Below are 17,358 nucleotides of genomic sequence, written 5' to 3' on the forward strand. Positions count from 1 at the left end.
TGATTATTGAGACCTTACCTACCTCACGAGATAGCATGCACTACTTACATGATTTGATTCATTATATTCTTCATATTGATGTCTATTTGAATAGCTTTGTTACCACATACGGATTTTGGGCCTACTTAGCATTATTTGCCGTGATTTTTTGTGAAACAGGCTTGGTAGTAACCCCCATTCTTCCGGGTGACTCCTTGCTTTTTGCTGCAGGAAGCATCGCGGCTCAACCAGGAAACCCCTTGAATGTATTTATATTATTTACCCTGCTATTAATCGCTTCCATACTAGGAAATCAGGTGAATTTCTTAATCGGACGATTAGTAGGGCCTCATATTTTTACCTCAAAAAAATCCTGGTTACTCAATAAAAAGCATCTTCAGGAAACCCATGCCTTTTATGAGAAACATGGAGGAAAAACGATTATATTTGCACGTTTTCTACCAATAATTCGTACCTTTGCTCCTTTTGTTGCAGGAGTTGGGAATATGGAGATACTCCAATTTACGTTGTATAACATTGTCAGTGCCTTACTGTGGATAGGCAGCTTATTATTTCTTGGTTATTTCTTAGGCTCGCTTCCCTTAGTTAAAGATAATTTTGCCCTGGTAATTTACGTTGTTATCTTTATTTCTATATTACCTCCAATAATTGCCTTTATTGGTAGAAAAACCATACAGCCAGCAAAAAAATAAGATATTGTTCACAGCGGCGTGAATTACGCCGCTTTAATGAAACTCATGATCCATTGAGCAATTAAGCCATCGTCTTCATGCAACTCCAAGGAGCTCATAGCCTTTGCAAAGAGAGCCCCATCAACTGAATCTTCTCGGGATATCATCAAATCACGAGAATATTCTTTGGTAAATTCCGGATGTCCTTGAACACTGAAAAAATGAGAATCAATCTGCATCATATAATTAGGACAAAATTCACTACCCGCCAGAAGCTGAGCGCCGTCAGGCAACTCTACAACCTGATCTTGATGGCTGACTAGTAAATTAAATTCCGTTCTGGATGTACTCATCCATTCGGTTTGTTGCAAAATCTGATTTTGAGACATCCCTACCCCCCACCCTTTAGGTGATTTAATCACTTTCCCTCCTAAAGCTTTAGCGATGAGTTGATGACCAAAACAAATTCCAATTACTTTTTTCTGAGCAGAATGTAATGTTCGAACAAACTCTTCAAGATGAGCTATCCAGGGATACCCATCATTCACCCCGTGCCTGCTACCAGTAATAAGATATGCATCTGCAGAATGAATGTCAGCAGGTAAGACTCCATGCTCAGCATCAAAAATAATTAATTCAATATCTGGATCAACGGGATGTAATAAAGCAGAGAACATTTCCGGATATTGTCCATGTTTCTCCACAAAAACATCACTCACACTGTCGCATTTTAAAATACCTAGTTTCATTTTCTCATCCTTAATAATGTCACTATATGCACGTATTATAATTCTGATAAAGGTAAAGTTCGATGAAAAAAATCAATTTAATTGGTTGCTAGCAAGCGGGCCATTATGTCTGAATAACAGATTATCCTTCTGTTGAAAAAGCCCTCATCATTCTAGCTTAATAAGTATAGCCCTCTCCCCACCCCTCTCCCGCGAGCCAGTTTTAAGCAACAGTTCATACACCTTTCGCGGGCGAGGGAGCTTATTGAGCATCGCAGCTATTCCGTGAGAAGGTAAATAGCCTTTGCTGTTAACCTCTGTTTTAAGTAATACCCTGAACTAAAGCTCCCTCGCCCGCGAAAGGAGGCAGATTTGGAATTCTTACTTATTCGCGGGAGAGGGTTGGGGAGAGGGAAAGAGCTGGTATTATCCTTTGCCTATAGCATCTTGAAGAATAACCCTGTATTGCTCCTGAGTAAAAACCAGAGGATTTGAACCTGCTGCAGCATCCTCTGTTGCCATTTTTGCAATACGATCAATTTGCGCATCATCGATACCTAATTCAGATAACGTAGATTCAATACCTAACTCCTGACGCATTTGCAAAATCCAATCTAAAAAGCCATCAAATCCATTCGTAATAGAAAGATGATTCGCCAATCGAACAATTTTTTCCTCTATCACAGGACGATTTGCCAACAAAACATAAGGCATTAAGATCGCATTAAGCCTTCCATGATGTGCATCATATAACGCACCTAAAGGATGAGCGAGTGCATGCATAGCCCCTAGCCCACGCTGAAATGCTGTCGCCCCCATTGCCGAAGCAACCAGCATATTGGTACGTGCCTCCAAATCCTTACCGTCCTGATAAGCACGAAGTAAATATTCTTTAATCAGACGTATGCCTTCCAAAGCAATACCTTCTGCCATCGGATGATAATAAGTGGCGCAATAAGCTTCCAGACAATGTGATAAAGCATCCATTCCTGTGGCGGCAGTAACCGGAGCAGGCAAACCAATAGTTAATTCCGGATCCATGATAACAATAGCTGGCAGCATATTAGGATGAAAAATTATTTTTTTAATCTGATGTTCTGAGTCAGTAATCACCGAAGCCCGGCCTACTTCTGAGCCTGTTCCTGCTGTTGTTGGTAACGCAACTACAGGAGCCATAGAAGAAACCTGTACCCGTTTCCAATTGTCTCCCACATCTTCAAAATCCCAAAGAGGACGATTTTGGCCAACCATTAAAGCAATTGCTTTTGCTGCATCCAGAGCTGAGCCACCGCCAAAAGCAATGACCCCATCATATTGCCCTACTTGATAGGCATTCACCCCATCCATAACGTTCTCGCCAGTAGGATTGGCCTTAATCTGACAAAATACGCCAATATTCAACTCAGAAGCTCTGCATTGCTGGACGATATTACCTACCAACAAAGAAGCAGCTAACCCTGGGTCAGTAACCAATAGAGGGGCTTTCATACCTAATTCGTTACATGCACTTGCCAGCTCATTAACTCGACCGGCTCCCACACGAACTCGAGTTGGATAATTCCAATTAGCTGTTAAGGATTGAATAGTCATAATGTAATACGTCCTTTTAAATACTGGAGTCTGTTGGTATTTCATACTAAAACCTACGTCCCGAGCCATGAATGCGCATAAGCCATGGAACGCAGAGATTCTAATCTGAAATGTCAACCGACGCTGGTTTTTATATGAAATGATTTAGGTCGAGTCAAATGCTCATAACCAAGTGAAGACAAGGTACATCCTCTTCCGGAATTTTTCACCCCAGTCCATGCTAATGCCGGATCAAGGTAGTCGCAACGATTGATAAAAAAGGTACCTGTTTGTAGTTGTTCACCAATAGCAATGCCTTTATTGATATCGCGGGTGAACACGGCAGCGGTCAGCCCAAAAGCACTGTCATTCATTAGCTTAATTGCTTCCTCATCACCGGATACGGCCATAATACCTACTACTGGACCGAATGTTTCTTCTGTCATCAGACGCATCTGATGAGTTACGTTAGTTACAATCTGTGGCGCTAAATATGGGGAACCAGGCTTGTCCAATTTAAAATCACTACTATCAATATGGGTCACTGCACCCTGCTCTACTGCCTCGTTAATTTGCCTTCTGACAAAATCAGCAGCTGCAGCACGAACTACCGGCCCTAGAGTCGTTTCCGGATCATCTGAACGCCCTAATTTATATTGTTTGACGAGATGTATCGCTTTATTGACAAATTCTTCATAAATGTCTTGATGCACATAAATACGCTCAATACCGCAACATGATTGGCCTGAATTAAAAAAAGCTCCGTCTATGGCTGTTTCTACAGCATGATCCAAATCAGCATCGGCTCGAATATAAGCAGGATCCTTGCCCCCTAATTCTAATCCAACATGAATAAAACGCCCTGCAACGGCCCGCTCCACCATTTCACCACCAGCAACTGAACCAGTAAACGCAATGGAATCAATTAAAGGCGATTGGATTAGTTGTTCTGTACTCTCATGAGTCAAGTGTAGGTACTGGAATACCCCGTTGGGTAAACGAGCCTCTTTAAACGCCTCAGCAAAACGTTCTGCAACCAAAGGTGTTTGTGCCGAATGTTTTAATATCACTGCATTACCCGCCATTAGGGCAGGAATAATCGAATTGACGGCAGTTAAAAAGGGATAGTTCCATGGAGCAATAACGAAGAGCGTACCTAATGGCTCTCGTTTAATATAACGAATAAATCCGGCTTTATCAGGCAGCTCGACAGGTGCTAATACTGACTGTGCAGCAGCAATCATGTACCTTGATCTATCTTCCATGCCGTTAATTTCGCTTTGAGCATAACGTATTGGTCTACCCATTTGCCAACACAACTCTTCAGCAATAGCTTCTTTTGCTGCAACCAAGACATTTATTGCTGCAAGGCAATATTCTTCTCGTTCAGCTATAGAAGCTAATTGCCAGAGTTTTTGTGCTGATTGAGCGTTGAGCAGTGCCTTTTCAATCTCATGCTGACTGGCAAAGGGGCGCTCAACATAGAGCGAATTATCTATAGGTGAGTATGTTTTTAATGTTTCAGTCATTTTTAATCCCAGGATAATCCATTAAATTATTTCAAAATATCGTTCCAGTTCCCAATCGGTAATATGTTTCCTGAACTCCCGTTCTTCCCATTCCCGAGTTGCAGCAAAATGTTCCACAAATTCACTGCCAAATAACTGACGTGCGACATTGGAACATCTTAAATTTTGCGCAGCATCCCATAATGTGCGAGGCAAAGCTAATTCCTGACTATGGACTTGTTCATAAGAATTCCCCTTTATTTCAGATTCAGGTTCCAACTCCTGTTCTATACCGTGTAAACCTGAGCCTATTGCTGCAGCTAAGGCAAGATAAGGATTTGCATCAGCAGAACCTAAGCGATATTCGATACGTTGCGACTTATCACCACCGGGTATGACTCGTAATGCAGTAGTTCTGTTCTCCACACCCCAGGTTGCATCTGTTGGAGCCCAATAACCGGGAATCAAACGAGAATAGCTATTAACCGTTGGAGAAAACATTGCCAGTAGTTCAGGCATCAGCCTTTGCTGGCCAGCAAGAAAGTGACGTTGGATTTTGCTCATATTATAAGGCATTTCTGGCTCATAAAACGCAGATTGCCCACTCTCCCTATGCCTTAAAGAAATATGGATGTGTCCGCTCTGGCCCGGGCAATTAGGGGACCATTTGGCCATAAAAGTAGCCATTTTGTTATTGCGTTGAGCCAGAACTTTCATAAAGGTTTTGAACAACGCAGCTTTATCCCCTGCCGCTTCTGCATTATCGACAGCAATTGCTGCCTCAAGTACCCCAGGCCCAGTTTCAGTATGTAATCCCTCAATAGGGAAATCCATTTTTTGAGACATATCAAGAATTTGATGGTAAAACTCAGCATGTACCGTATTGCGTATAATCGAATACCCAAAATTATCTGGAGTGATTGTTTTTAAATTGCGATATCCTTTGGCTCGAACACTTTCAGGTGTTTCATCAAACACAAAAAACTCATACTCCAAAGCGGCGAACGCTTCAAACCCCATACTTGCAGCCTTATCAAGAACTCGTCTTAAGAGTGCACGAGGGCATATTAATTCAGCGGCATGGGTAAATTCAGCCAGAAACAATAACTGATTTTCTTCAAATACTAATTCGCGGCAAGTAGACGGAATAATTCGCACATTGACATCAGGATAGCCGGTATGCCAACCTGTGTATTTGACGTTATCATACAGTTTGTCTTTTGAATCCCATCCCAGAATCACATCACAAAAAGCAAATCCATGCTCTAAGGCAGAAAAAAACTTATCTCGGCTCATGTACTTGCCTAGCATCACCCCATCAACATCAAATATTCCAACCTTGACATGACTTAGTTGGCGCTCTTCAACGATGCGCTTTGCATCCTCAATGGAATGAATATCTCTCGGGTTCAACATAGAATATCCTTATTTTTTCAATAGATTACAAATTTAACAGGAAAGTAGTCTTGACATGATTCCTTGCTGAATCCAGTTTTTTAAAAAAGAGGCGGCTCTCATTGCTACGTCGTCAACCGCTATCCACTGACATAGACCTTCGCACAATTCTCCAAAAGATAATCCTTGTATTACCGCATCTAAAGCCCAGGCTTCTTCTTCAGATAAACTGTAATATTGAATCAAATTATCCTGAGATCGCCATAATACCCAGGGAGTAACTTTTGATGTATTGTCCCATTCCGGTAAATCACTGTCATTGGTAAGTGCTCGCCAAACAGGAACCGTATTCCAGGAGTAATTTAACCGTTGAACAGAAGAATGGAGAGCAAATTGCATGTTAGCCCAGGAATCCACTGGAACAGAAGCAACATCATTGATGGAAAGAACAGGATCATCAGCTGCATCAAAAGCCAAAGTCATCTTCCACTCAAGATCAGCAAGTTCTGCAACATAAAAATAAGCGTTGGTGTAATAATGTTTTGCATGTTCTGACAAAACATGACCATACCAACGAATAGAACGGTATGTTGAAGGATGAAACGCAATATAGCTCCTGCATAATTTTTGAAATTCTTCCGTACCTAAATAAGCATGTACTGCAGGAAAACTCGTTGTCAGGCTTTCAATCAATCTTAATTTATAAGCATCTTTATAAATACCCAGGCGAGTAGCCACTGCGACGGTCTCAGTTTCAATAACCGATTCATCGATACAGGTATCGCCTGATAACAGAAAATTTTGAAATTGTTGTTGTAACTCCATCAGTTCACTCATGCAGACACCTTCTCAGGGAGAACCTGTTTCGCAATGTGTCTGGCATGATTTAACTCAGCCAAGAGCTCTGTGATTGGAGGCATATTATCATCTCGTTCTATCATGGTAGAAACTCGGCCTAATGTTTGCAGGGCCGCAGCATAAAGATCCCAAACCGGTTGAATGACCGGAGCATCATGAGTATCTATTATGTAATCCCCCTGATTGGAATGACCTGCCAGGTGAACTTGAGCTACCTTTTCTGCAGGCATAGCATTGATGTAATCCAGAGGATTAAATTGATGATTTACTGAACTGACATAAATATTGTTTACATCCAATAAAATAAAGCAGCCTGATTTTTTTACTATTTCAGCAAGAAAGGCCCATTCAGTCATTTCTGATTGTTTAAAGGTAAGATAGCTGGAGACATTTTCTATTAATAATGGCCGGCCCAAAAATTCTTGTATTTGCTGAATACGCGACACGATGTGATCTATTGCTTGCATGGTATATGGAATAGGAAGTAAATCATGCGCATTCACTCCATCAACACCAGTCCAACATAAATGATCTGAAATCCAGGCAGGCTCAACTCGGGCAGCTAATTGTTTTAATTGCTGCAGATAATCAATATCAAGAGGATCACTACTTCCTATAGAAAGTGATACGCCATGCATGACCACAGGATAGGATTGACGGATTTTATCAAGGTAATATAAAGGTTTTCCACCAGGCACCAGATAATTTTCACTTAAGATTTCAAACCAGTCAACGTCCGGTTTTAAAGAGAGAATCTCTTCATAATAATTAGGTCGCAACCCTAATCCAAAGCCAAGATAGGGCATTTTTACAGCAGTACTCAATTCAGATACATCCTTATTTCCGCTTTAAGACATAAAGCAGGCATGGTATTCATGCCTGGAGTAAAGTAATCAAAAAAATTGCACTTATTGAGCAGCTACTGTTCCGCCAGCTTTATCGCAATCTTCTTTAGTCATTTCAACAACGCCTTTTCCTTTACATGCGTTTTGACCTTTACATGCATTATCAGCTGTTTTGCAAGCGCTTTGACCTTTGCATGCGTTACCACCTTGGCATTGAACCATTGGTGCTGTAGTTGCTTCTACTGCAAAAGCAGGAGCAAGAGCAAACATTGAAGCAGCACCTACCGCCAGAGCAGCACCAGTTAATTGTAATTTGTTCATTAAAGTTCCCTTTTATTTAAGTTGAATTTAGACATAAAATTCTATTATGTCCCCAGCATTCTAGGTAATGAAGTTCAAAATTGTCAAGGAGGCATTGCAATATCAATTGGTACATCAGGCGTCTTCTGTAGAGAGTTTCCGAAGGAGTCAATTATTGCTTTACCGTGCTTTTCTTTAACTTTTCAATCCATTTTTGCCTGTTTTCTTTCCCCATGTCTGCTTTTTTCATTGCATAATGAAGAACATAAATTCCATCTTTACTCTTTATTATTTTTTGAATTTCATCTTGTTGCAAGTTAGTCGGTACGGTTACCTTAAATTCGAAAATAATCTGGTTTGGCTGTTCATCAATAATATTCGTTGAATAGGTAATCCCGGATTTCTCCAGATTAGCTATAAATCTTTTTTTAAATTCTTTAGCACTGACATCTGCCATACCTGGCAAATATTGTGACGTAATCAACTCGCTCCAGTTATCAATAGTACCCCCTACCGGAATGTATTCTACCGTCAAAGCCGCATTGTTTTTTTGGCCCCAGGCTGCTTTCCAGGCACGGTTATCGAATTGAATATTTTGTGTTTCATAAGTAAGTATTTCAGGATCAACTGTAGTTTTACCAAGAGCCACCAGGCTGCAATACATTTGATTTTTGTAAGTAATGTATTCAACACACTTTGGATTATTCTTTTTAGTTACCTTAACCACATTGGAAGGAAGAGAAGTACTTGTTGATTCTGCATACCCAGGACCGACCAACAATAAAATCAAAGAACCACGAATCAGAACATTCATAAATATCCACTATTTAATTACTGTGTACTATAAAATATACATTAGCATTTTTTTATATTTTTGCATGGAGTATCACCTAATTAAATTCTATGTCAAGATAAAGAGATTAGAGCTCATAACGGGATTTGCAAACGCTCTAATATTATACAATACGCTATGTTTTAACTAATTACACATAAGGAGATTGTAATGGGTGGTTGCAAATTAAGTCCGTCAGGTCTTGGTCTTTCGTTCGGTGTTTTTTGGGGTGTGTCTTTATTAATGCTCGGCCTAACAACTTATCTCTATAGCTATGGAAAACCGTTTGTTGACGCGGTATCAGTATTATATCTGGGTTATGAGCCATCGATAAAAGGCAGTATCATTGGAGCAATACTTGGTTTTATTAATGCATTCCTCACCGGTTATATCATTGCCTGGCTCTATAATAAATTCAGTTGCTGTAAGTGTGCCTGTTGTGAAACACCGATGGCAGAGAAAAAGAAAGCAAAATAACGAACCACCTAAAGCTCATAGAGAGAATATAACCGCTCTATGAGCTTTGATGAAACATCAAAATTACTGACGTACAATGATGTTGTTTTGTACGGATTGAACTCCAGGAACTTTCTGAGCTATCTGTTCTGCTGTATCACTTTGACGAATTTTCTTAACATAACCACTTAAGATCACTACATTTTGATTTGTCTCAACATGTACTCGTGCGATGACAGGATCTGGATTGCTCATCAAAGCATCCTGTACTGATTGAGATAAAGTCATTCCCGAAGGATAAGAAGGACTGAATAGATTACCACCACTACCCGGATTAGGATTAGTGCTCATACAACCAGATAATAACAACAATAACCCAGCCACAACTCCAGTTACCAAATATTTTTGCATTAAATTCTCCAAAAGCGAGTAAGTACAGTACATCCAGTTTACAAAAACTGAAAAATATCAATTCTAACTTATTCTATAACCACATAAAACAACACAGCAAAAAAATGAAAAATACTACCAGCCAAAACAAATAAATGCCAAAGCACATGACTGTATTTCAATCGTTCCCATGCGAAAAAAATTACGCCGACAGTGTAACATACCCCTCCAGCAACAATACATTCCAATCCAGCAGCAGGCAGTGATTGATATATTGGCTTAACAACAATCAGACTCATCCACCCCATCAAAAGATAAATGACAGTAGATAATACTTCGAATTTATGGACAAAAAAGAGTTTGAAAATAACACCAACCAAAGCCAGTCCCCAGATAATGGAAAACATAGTCCATCCCCAAGGACCTCTTAGCGTGACCAGCATAAAAGGGGTATAGCTACCAGCTATGAGTAAATAAATTGAAGCATGATCCATAATACGGAAGAAATGTTTTAATCTTGGGTTCTGCATACTGTGATAAATCGTTGAGCTGACGTACATTAAAACCAAGGTGCCGCCAAAAACAATCCCCGAGAACAGTTTGAAACCGTCTTGTTGCGTGGCTGAAAAAACAATAAGCAAGGTGATCGCTGCAAGGCTCAATAATGCGCCCATGGCATGCGTTGTCGCATTGCCTATTTCCTCTGCTTTGGTTTGAAGTTTATCTGGTTTAATCCATGACATAGTGATCTCTTGCTACAAGGCTGTGTTAGAACATGGCTGATGATTTATATCTGGAAGAATAATAACACATGCACCAATATTTCTACAGACCAGTCGTTATTCTGGAATCCTGCTATACTATTTTTTATAAATCTGCCCCTACAGGATGTAGTGTATGAAAAAAGGTAACAAAACCATCATCTCGGATAAAAAGACACTACAAAAAACAACAAAAAGAGAATTAAAGAGCACAGAAAGCAAGAATCAAGAAGATGATTCGGTTTTTAGAATTATTGATAAACTCTACCAAGCAAAATTAGCAAAATTTACAGCAGGGATAAGCCCCGCAGCTTTAGCTACCGCTCATTTCACCTGGATGGCGCAGCTATTACAATCTCCCGGAACGATGATGCAACTCTCATTGTTCCCGACACTACAGCTTCAGAACACGCTAACGAATCTGGTCACCAAAGACCTCCCCGAAGACGGTAAAGACGTACGTTTCCATACTGAGAACTGGCGTTATTATCCTTGGCGATTCTGGGCTGAACAATTTATTCAATTAGAAAAATGGTGCTTACAGGCAACCTCCAATGTCCCTGGATTACCTGTGCATGTGAAACGTACAGTCTCTTTTCGCACCCGGCAAATCCTGGATGCCTTGTCCCCTTCCAACTTTATTTTAACCAATCCTGATTTATTTCAGGAGACCATTCGTTCTCAGGGACAAAATTTAATTCGTGGAACCGAGCTCGCGATACAAGATATTGTTGAGAAATTAACAGGTACACCTCCGGCAGGAGTTGAGAATTTTATTCCAGGACAACACGTTGCTATTACCAAAGGTAAGGTTGTGTTTAAAAATCACCTCATCGAATTAATCCAATACGAAGCTCAGACAAAACAAGTTTATAAAGAGCCGGTTCTCATTTTACCTGCCTGGATTATGAAGTATTACATCCTGGATTTGCTTCCAGATAATTCTCTGGTCAGTTGGCTAACCAAACAGGGACACACTGTTTTTATCGTATCATGGCGTAATCCAACCGAAGAGGACAGAAATCTTGGCTTAGAAGACTATTATAGGCTAGGAGCCATGGCGGCTCTCGATGCAGTATCAGAGATAAGACCCAAGACAAAAATTCATTTAATGGGTTATTGTCTGGGAGGAACTCTGGCAATGATAACAGCAGCAGCCATGGCAAAAAATCACGATGACCGCCTTAAAAGCCTAACTCTTCTGGCAGCACAAGGTGACTTCACCGAAGCTGGGGAGCTATTGCTCTTTATTACTAAAAGTGAAGTATCTTTCTTAAAAAATATGATGTGGGATCAAGGTTATCTTGATACGAAACAAATGGCGGGAACCTTCCAGATGCTTCGTTCTTATGATCTGATTTGGTCTAAAATGGTTCAGGATTACATGCACGGAACTCAAAGAGGAATGATTGCTTTACTGGCCTGGAACGCTGATGCAACGCGCATGCCCTATAAAATGCATAGTGAATATCTGGAACAATTATTCCTCAATAATGATTTTGCTGAAGGCCGATACGTTCTTGAAGGCAAACACGTCGTTGCAAAAAACATTCAAGTACCTTCGTTTGTAGTCAGTACTGAAAAAGATCATGTGGCGCCCTGGAAGTCTGTTTATAAAACCCATTTATTAATTAATGGCGACATTACTTTTGTATTAACCAATGGCGGCCATAATGCAGGGATTGTCAGCGAACCAGGTCACGAAGGAAGATCTTATCATATTAATGAGCGCAAAGAGGACGATCCCTATATTGGCCCGACGACCTGGCTCGAAGAAGCAAAGTATGAAAAGGGCTCATGGTGGATTGCATGGCATGAATGGTTAGCGAAAAATTCCTCACCGGATAAGATAAATGCCCCGAAACTTGATAAAAAATTTCCTGATGCTCCCGGGGAATATGTTTTACAGAAATAAGGATTAATCATGAATAACGAATACATGGATAATGTTACTTTTGATGAATTGACCTTAGGCCAAAAAGCCACATTAATGAGAACGTTAACACTAAATGACATTAATTTATTTGCGGCTATGTCTGGAGACATTAATCCTGCACATATGGACCCCAATTTTGCTCAAAGTGATATTTTTCATGGTGTAGTTGGACATGGAATGTGGTCTGGAGCCTTGATCTCTACATTACTTGGCACTGTATTGCCTGGCCCAGGAACAATTTATCTGGAACAAGATCTTCAATTTAAAATGCCCGTCCGGGTGGGGGATAATTTAATTCTGACAATAGTAGTTAAGAATAAAGAGCCGGTAAAAAAAATAGTACATTTTGACTGCACGGGAGTAAACCAGAAAAGCGAAGTCGTTATTGCTGGATTAGCGAAAGTAATTGCCCCCTCAAAAAAACTAAGGGTCGCGCGTGCCACATTACCTCATGTAGAAATTCTTAATCACGATCACTTTAATGCGACCATTACCTCCTGTCGTGAAGTACCCCCTATAATTACTGCTGTCGTTCATCCAGTAACAGCTAATGTATTAGAAGCTGTAGCAGATTCGGTTAAAGCAGGACTAATTACTCCTGTTTTAATTGGCCCGGTTGAAAAAATTAAGGCTGCCGCTAAACAAGCAGAAATAGAACTGTCGGAATGGAAGATTATTGACACCGAACACAGTAATGCAGCGGCCACTAAAGCCGTAGAACTGGCATCTGCCGGTAAAGTCGATGCAATAATGAAAGGCTCACTTCATACCGACGAATTGATGTCAGCTGTTGTTCCCGTCACATCAGGTCTAAGAACCAAATACCGTATTAGTCATGTCTATGTAATGGATGTGCCAACTTATCACAAACCACTATTAATTACTGACGCGGCCATTAACATTGCGCCTAATGCCTCAGATAAAGCTGATATTTGTCAAAATGCCATCAATCTTTGGCGTGTCTTATATGGTGACGAAACCAAACCCAAAGTCGCCATTCTTGCTGCGGTGGAAGTAGTTAATCCTAAAATGCAGACCACCGTAGATGCAGCGGTACTGTGCAAGATGGCTGATCGAGGACAAATTACAGGGGGTATTTTGGATGGCCCCTTAGCTTTTGATAACGCGATAAATAAACAAGCTGCAGAGGACAAAAATATTGTCTCGCAAGTAGCTGGAGATGCTGATATTTTGTTAGTGCCAGAAATTGAATCAGGTAATATTCTTGCCAAACAACTGTCATTTCTGGGGCATGCAGATGCCGCCGGCATAGTTCTTGGCGCTAGGGTTCCAATAATTTTAGCCAGTAGAGCAGACTCCTTGCGAACCAGGCTTTTATCCTGTGCTGTAGCAGTTAAAATTGCTGCCGCCAGAAAAGCAGGAAGAATAAAATGACCGCTACTGTTTTATTAATTATCAATTCAGGTTCTTCAAGCGTCAAATTTCAGGTATTTTCCTACACAACCCAGCTCGCAGAATTAGCCAGGGGACAAATAGCTAATTTAGGTACTGCACCGAAATTTACGGCATCTAATAATGCGCATCCGGAACAAAAGCTGATTCAAAACCTCTCTGCTGATTTCAATCATACTCAATCCATTCAGAGCATTCTCGATTGGATTCGTCAGCAGCAGAACTGGAACATAAGTGCAGTCGTTCATCGAGTGGTTCATGGAGGTACAGAATTTCAAAACAGTGTAAGAATCACCCCTGACATTGTACGCCAATTAAAAAAGCTAAACTCCCTGGCCCCTCTGCATCAACCACATAATCTGAAAGGGATAGAAATTATTGAGCAAATTAATCCAGACCTGCCTCAGATAGCCTGCTTTGATACAGCTTTTCATTCTCAGCATACTCCATTGTTTTCAACTTATGCTCTGCCTGAATCGCTACGGAAACAAGGGATAAGACGTTATGGATTTCATGGGCTATCCTTTGAATGGATAGCTCATACATTAAAAGAAGAACATCCCGATTTAGCCAGAGGCAAGATAATTATTGCTCATCTGGGTAATGGCGCCAGTTTATGTGCTTTAGAGAATGGTATCAGTATTGACACCACTATGGGTTTAACTGCCCTGGATGGATTACCCATGGGGACTCGTTGCGGCAGTCAGGATCCCGGTGCGATTATTTATATGATACGGGATTTAGGCATACCGCCCGCTGATCTGGAACAAATGCTCTATAATAATTCAGGACTGTTGGGATTATCAGGACTGACCAATAATGTCCAGATATTACAGGAGAGCCAGGATGAAAAGGCTCAATTTGCTCTTGATTATTTTTGCCTTAAAACGGCGCAATATATGGGAATGATGGCTGTTGCCTTAAATGGTGTTGATGGTATCGTATTTACTGGCGGGATTGGGGAACACTCGGAACAGATAAGGACACATATTCTGACAAGACTCGAGTTTTTAAGACCTTTTTCTGTATTGGTCATCCCGGCAAATGAAGAGAAAATGATGGTGGCTCACGCATTATCTCTGCTACGCAATCTGGATTAAGAGAATATTAATATGGATAAAGACTATTATAAAATAATGGGTGTAAGCTCGGATGCATCGGAAAAAGACATCAAAACAGCTTATCGTAAATTAGCAAGAAAATATCATCCTGATATCAGTAAAGAACCCAATGCAGAAGAACAATTTAAAGAAATGGGGGAAGCCTATGAGGTATTAAGAGATCCTGCGAAAAGAGCAGAATACGATCAGTACCTTAAAAATCGTGCATTCAACCAAAATACGCATCAATCATCAAGGCATGCGGGAGCAGGACAACAATACCATTATCAAAATCATGAGACTGAGTTTGATAGTGATTTTTTTGAATCCTTATTTGGACATTCTCGTTACCAACATCAACCTCAGCCTATGTCAGGTCCAAATTATCAAGGAAAAATCAATATCACTCTGGAAGAAGCATTTGATGGCACGATTAAAAATGTACAGGTTCCTGTCGATCAAGGCACTGAAACCAAATTGCAAACGTTAAAAGTCAAAATTCCTGCCGGAATAAAATCAGGACAGCAAATTCGTCTGGCAGGACAAGGTGGCTCGGGAATCAATGGCGGCCCCAGAGGTGATCTGTATTTAACTGTGGATGTATTGAAACACCCTCTTTTTGATGTAATGGATAACGATATTTACCTAACTCTTCCTCTTACACCATGGGAAGCCGCATTGGGAGCTACTATTGTAGTACCCACTCTCAGTGGAAAAATTGATCTGAAAATCCCACCCGGCTCTCAAGGAGGGCAGAAATTAAGGATCAAAAACCGTGGGCTACCCGGTGCTACGCCAGGCAATCAATACGTATTATTAAAAATAATTACCCCTCCGGCCTCCACTGAGGCTGCAAAAGAACTTTATAAGAAAATGGCAGAAGAAATGCCGTTTAATCCACGCGAACAGATGGGAGCCTAGCATGAAGAAAGATAATCTTTTAATCGGCATGCTAATTGAAGAAACAACTACTTATACCTTCGTTGAGGTATGTCATCGCTATAATATTCCTGAAGCACTACTCAATGAAATGATAGAGTATGGTTTGTTTCCTAACCAACCGACAGATCCTCAAAAAATAGCAATAGATCAAAAAGCCCTCCGACGTATTGAATCGGCATTTCGTATTCATCATGATTTGGGTATTAATCTACCTGGTGTAGCGCTGGCACTTGAGTTAATGGACAAGATGGAAAAGATGCAAAGCGAGTTGGAAATATTAAGAAAACATTTTTGAATGCACTTGGTGTTTATAACCCATGCTAATGCCATGTAGTACAGAATCGACTTCGCCTAATCCGGGCTAATAACGTAGCCCGGATTAGGCGAAGTCGTAATACAGGAACATTTGAGTCATTTGTTCTTCGGATGATAATCAGGAATTTCCTTGGGTTTGTACCCCTTAATTGTTCGGAAAAACTCAAGGATCTTGGGAAAATCAGCATCAATATCACCAGAAGGCCAAAATGGTTCCTGTATGCGAATTTCTTTAGACGCATAATCAGGCCCGAGCATTACAATAGGAAGGCCAGCCTTACATGCGATGTGATAAAACCCTTCCTTCCAACGCGTCACCGGACTTCGAGTTCCCTCTGGAGCTAATGCCAATCGGAATTCATCACTGTTTCGAAAAAGCTCAACAACCGTTTCCACCTTATTACCTTTCTTGGATCTATCAACAGGCGCGCCGCCTATCGCTCTTAATAACAAACCAAACGGGAAGAAAAACAACTGGTTTTTAGCCAAAAAATTAACTTTGACTCCCACAATAAATCGCGCGCACAAGCAAGTAATAAAATCCCAATTACTGGTATGCGGTGCAACAATGATGATGAATTTTTTATCTTTAGGTAATTCACCAACAATCTTCCAACCAAATATTTTATAAATAAACTTGCAAATACTCTGCATGTTCTCAATCCGACGTTGTTTTCTTCAGTATAATATACAAAATATCTCTTTATAGAAAATTGCAAATAAATTACCACACTGTACAATAAGCCATACAACATTCTTATAAAACATCTAATGCCTCAATCAAACTCTTCAGCGACCGAACAAACTATGAATTGGGTACGCTCTTTTATCATAGAACATAACGTATGTCCCTTTGCTAAAGGTCCCGTCAATAAAGGCCAGTTAAAAATTGCAGTTTCAGAAACGACGAAAAAAGCCCAGGCTCTCGAAGAGTTAATGACAGAAATTCTATTTCTGGATCAGAATCCGACTATTGAAACTACTTTGCTGGTATTCTCCCATGCCTTCAAAGATTTCTTTACTTATCTGGACTTTGTCGATTTAGCTGAGCAGCTTCTTGTCGTTCAGGGCTATGAGGGAACTTATCAGTTAGCGACCTTCCATCCAAACTATTTTTTTGCCGATACCGATCCCGATGATTTATCAAACTACACCAATCGTTCCCCTTATCCAATGGTGCACCTTTTAAGAGAAGACATGTTGGAAAGAGCCATTGCAGCTTATGGTGATACAGATAAAATCCCAGAGAAAAACATTGCCAAAATGAATGAGTTGGGATTAAAAGTACTACAGAAAGAATATTAAAAAATATGCCTGAATTACCTCCTATAATCGAAAA

19 protein-coding genes are annotated in these 17,358 nt (G+C 40.4%); 8 read left to right on the top strand and 11 right to left on the bottom strand.

The annotated features are described in order from the left end of the window. Positions 1 to 35: 35 nt before the first annotated feature. A complete protein-coding gene (locus tag Q0495_RS16625) occupies positions 36 to 692 on the top strand; it encodes a DedA family protein (protein WP_298628457.1) in 657 nt (218 codons plus the stop codon). A gap of 23 nt (positions 693 to 715) precedes the next feature. Here the strand turns inward: Q0495_RS16625 and Q0495_RS16630 are convergent, their stop codons facing one another. From Q0495_RS16630 to Q0495_RS16665, 8 genes are all read right to left on the bottom strand, one after another. Continuing rightward, on the bottom strand, positions 716 to 1,420 hold the full coding sequence (locus tag Q0495_RS16630; protein WP_298628414.1) for a GMP synthase: 705 nt from the start codon (positions 1,418 to 1,420) through the stop codon (positions 716 to 718). Positions 1,421 to 1,825: 405 nt separating this feature from the next. Continuing rightward, the gene (locus Q0495_RS16635) at positions 1,826 to 2,989 is read right to left on the bottom strand and encodes an iron-containing alcohol dehydrogenase (RefSeq protein ID WP_298628461.1); all 1,164 of its coding nucleotides are present in this window, start codon (positions 2,987 to 2,989) and stop codon (positions 1,826 to 1,828) included. Between the two features lie 113 nt (positions 2,990 to 3,102). Beyond that, positions 3,103 to 4,497 carry an aldehyde dehydrogenase family protein gene (locus tag Q0495_RS16640; protein WP_298628417.1) on the bottom strand — a complete coding sequence of 465 codons (1,395 nt, stop codon included), beginning with the start codon at positions 4,495 to 4,497 and terminating at the stop codon, positions 3,103 to 3,105. Between the two features lie 21 nt (positions 4,498 to 4,518). Next, positions 4,519 to 5,892: a glutamine synthetase gene (locus Q0495_RS16645; RefSeq protein ID WP_298628420.1), complete on the bottom strand. Its 1,374-nt coding sequence runs from the start codon at positions 5,890 to 5,892 to the stop codon at positions 4,519 to 4,521. Between the two features lie 33 nt (positions 5,893 to 5,925). Then, entirely contained in the window at positions 5,926 to 6,708 is a 783-nt protein-coding gene (locus Q0495_RS16650; protein ID WP_298628423.1) for a DUF2063 domain-containing protein, read from the bottom strand. Beyond that, positions 6,705 to 7,535 (bottom strand): DUF692 domain-containing protein, encoded by an 831-nt coding sequence (locus Q0495_RS16655; protein WP_298628463.1) that lies wholly within the window; start codon positions 7,533 to 7,535, stop codon positions 6,705 to 6,707. Before Q0495_RS16655 ends, Q0495_RS16650 begins: the two co-directional genes overlap by 4 nt. A gap of 102 nt (positions 7,536 to 7,637) precedes the next feature. Further along, a complete protein-coding gene (locus Q0495_RS16660) occupies positions 7,638 to 7,895 on the bottom strand; it encodes a hypothetical protein (RefSeq protein WP_298628426.1) in 258 nt (85 codons plus the stop codon). Positions 7,896 to 8,046: 151 nt separating this feature from the next. Then, positions 8,047 to 8,688, bottom strand: a complete 642-nt coding sequence (locus Q0495_RS16665) for a hypothetical protein (RefSeq protein ID WP_298628429.1) — start codon at positions 8,686 to 8,688, stop codon at positions 8,047 to 8,049. A gap of 189 nt (positions 8,689 to 8,877) precedes the next feature. Between Q0495_RS16665 and Q0495_RS16670 the strand changes: the two genes are divergently transcribed. Further along, positions 8,878 to 9,183 (top strand): bacteriophage holin, encoded by a 306-nt coding sequence (locus Q0495_RS16670; protein ID WP_298628431.1) that lies wholly within the window; start codon positions 8,878 to 8,880, stop codon positions 9,181 to 9,183. Between the two features lie 63 nt (positions 9,184 to 9,246). On the opposite strand, the gene Q0495_RS16675 is transcribed toward Q0495_RS16670, so the two are convergent. Continuing rightward, positions 9,247 to 9,573, bottom strand: a complete 327-nt coding sequence (locus Q0495_RS16675) for a BON domain-containing protein (RefSeq protein WP_298628433.1) — start codon at positions 9,571 to 9,573, stop codon at positions 9,247 to 9,249. A 68-nt stretch (positions 9,574 to 9,641) separates the two neighbouring features. Then, complete coding sequence (locus Q0495_RS16680; RefSeq protein WP_298628435.1) at positions 9,642 to 10,295, bottom strand: hemolysin III family protein; 654 nt, start codon at positions 10,293 to 10,295, stop codon at positions 9,642 to 9,644. Between the two features lie 154 nt (positions 10,296 to 10,449). On the opposite strand from Q0495_RS16680, the gene Q0495_RS16685 reads away from it, so the two are divergent. From Q0495_RS16685 to Q0495_RS16705, 5 genes are read left to right on the top strand one after another with little or no spacing between them, the layout of a single operon-like run. Continuing rightward, a complete protein-coding gene (locus tag Q0495_RS16685; RefSeq protein WP_298628438.1) occupies positions 10,450 to 12,228 on the top strand; it encodes an alpha/beta fold hydrolase in 1,779 nt (592 codons plus the stop codon). A gap of 9 nt (positions 12,229 to 12,237) precedes the next feature. Further along, the gene (locus Q0495_RS16690) at positions 12,238 to 13,644 is read left to right on the top strand and encodes a bifunctional enoyl-CoA hydratase/phosphate acetyltransferase (protein WP_298628440.1); all 1,407 of its coding nucleotides are present in this window, start codon (positions 12,238 to 12,240) and stop codon (positions 13,642 to 13,644) included. Further along, positions 13,641 to 14,762: an acetate/propionate family kinase gene (locus Q0495_RS16695; RefSeq protein WP_298628442.1), complete on the top strand. Its 1,122-nt coding sequence runs from the start codon at positions 13,641 to 13,643 to the stop codon at positions 14,760 to 14,762. Before Q0495_RS16690 ends, Q0495_RS16695 begins: the two co-directional genes overlap by 4 nt. Positions 14,763 to 14,774: 12 nt before the next feature. Further along, positions 14,775 to 15,683 carry a DnaJ C-terminal domain-containing protein gene (locus tag Q0495_RS16700; protein ID WP_298628445.1) on the top strand — a complete coding sequence of 303 codons (909 nt, stop codon included), beginning with the start codon at positions 14,775 to 14,777 and terminating at the stop codon, positions 15,681 to 15,683. Position 15,684: 1 nt separating this feature from the next. Then, positions 15,685 to 15,999, top strand: coding sequence for a chaperone modulator CbpM (locus Q0495_RS16705; RefSeq protein WP_298628448.1), 315 nt, complete (start codon positions 15,685 to 15,687; stop codon positions 15,997 to 15,999). A gap of 116 nt (positions 16,000 to 16,115) precedes the next feature. Here Q0495_RS16705 and Q0495_RS16710 read toward each other — a convergent pair whose 3' ends face one another. Beyond that, complete coding sequence (locus tag Q0495_RS16710) at positions 16,116 to 16,673, bottom strand: 1-acyl-sn-glycerol-3-phosphate acyltransferase (protein WP_298628451.1); 558 nt, start codon at positions 16,671 to 16,673, stop codon at positions 16,116 to 16,118. A 153-nt stretch (positions 16,674 to 16,826) separates the two neighbouring features. Between Q0495_RS16710 and Q0495_RS16715 the strand changes: the two genes are divergently transcribed. After that, positions 16,827 to 17,324, top strand: a complete 498-nt coding sequence (locus tag Q0495_RS16715; RefSeq protein WP_298628454.1) for a DUF1415 domain-containing protein — start codon at positions 16,827 to 16,829, stop codon at positions 17,322 to 17,324. The last annotated feature ends 34 nt before the right edge of the window (positions 17,325 to 17,358 follow it).

This window comes from uncultured Legionella sp. (assembly GCF_937871865.1).
Lineage (GTDB): Bacteria > Pseudomonadota > Gammaproteobacteria > Legionellales > Legionellaceae > Legionella.

Coding starts and splice junctions, on each gene's coding strand:
- Q0495_RS16680 (WP_298628435.1), bottom strand. CDS start 10,295: ATGTCATGGATTAAACCAGATAAACTTCAAACCAAAGCAGAGGAAATA.
- Q0495_RS16655 (WP_298628463.1), bottom strand. CDS start 7,535: ATGCCCTATCTTGGCTTTGGATTAGGGTTGCGACCTAATTATTATGAA.
- Q0495_RS16675 (WP_298628433.1), bottom strand. CDS start 9,573: ATGCAAAAATATTTGGTAACTGGAGTTGTGGCTGGGTTATTGTTGTTA.
- Q0495_RS16715 (WP_298628454.1), top strand. CDS start 16,827: ATGAATTGGGTACGCTCTTTTATCATAGAACATAACGTATGTCCCTTT.
- Q0495_RS16660 (WP_298628426.1), bottom strand. CDS start 7,895: ATGAACAAATTACAATTAACTGGTGCTGCTCTGGCGGTAGGTGCTGCT.
- Q0495_RS16650 (WP_298628423.1), bottom strand. CDS start 6,708: ATGAGTGAACTGATGGAGTTACAACAACAATTTCAAAATTTTCTGTTA.
- Q0495_RS16635 (WP_298628461.1), bottom strand. CDS start 2,989: ATGACTATTCAATCCTTAACAGCTAATTGGAATTATCCAACTCGAGTT.
- Q0495_RS16640 (WP_298628417.1), bottom strand. CDS start 4,497: ATGACTGAAACATTAAAAACATACTCACCTATAGATAATTCGCTCTAT.
- Q0495_RS16700 (WP_298628445.1), top strand. CDS start 14,775: ATGGATAAAGACTATTATAAAATAATGGGTGTAAGCTCGGATGCATCG.
- Q0495_RS16665 (WP_298628429.1), bottom strand. CDS start 8,688: ATGAATGTTCTGATTCGTGGTTCTTTGATTTTATTGTTGGTCGGTCCT.
- Q0495_RS16710 (WP_298628451.1), bottom strand. CDS start 16,673: ATGCAGAGTATTTGCAAGTTTATTTATAAAATATTTGGTTGGAAGATT.
- Q0495_RS16690 (WP_298628440.1), top strand. CDS start 12,238: ATGAATAACGAATACATGGATAATGTTACTTTTGATGAATTGACCTTA.
- Q0495_RS16695 (WP_298628442.1), top strand. CDS start 13,641: ATGACCGCTACTGTTTTATTAATTATCAATTCAGGTTCTTCAAGCGTC.
- Q0495_RS16685 (WP_298628438.1), top strand. CDS start 10,450: ATGAAAAAAGGTAACAAAACCATCATCTCGGATAAAAAGACACTACAA.
- Q0495_RS16625 (WP_298628457.1), top strand. CDS start 36: ATGCACTACTTACATGATTTGATTCATTATATTCTTCATATTGATGTC.
- Q0495_RS16645 (WP_298628420.1), bottom strand. CDS start 5,892: ATGTTGAACCCGAGAGATATTCATTCCATTGAGGATGCAAAGCGCATC.
- Q0495_RS16630 (WP_298628414.1), bottom strand. CDS start 1,420: ATGAAACTAGGTATTTTAAAATGCGACAGTGTGAGTGATGTTTTTGTG.
- Q0495_RS16670 (WP_298628431.1), top strand. CDS start 8,878: ATGGGTGGTTGCAAATTAAGTCCGTCAGGTCTTGGTCTTTCGTTCGGT.
- Q0495_RS16705 (WP_298628448.1), top strand. CDS start 15,685: ATGAAGAAAGATAATCTTTTAATCGGCATGCTAATTGAAGAAACAACT.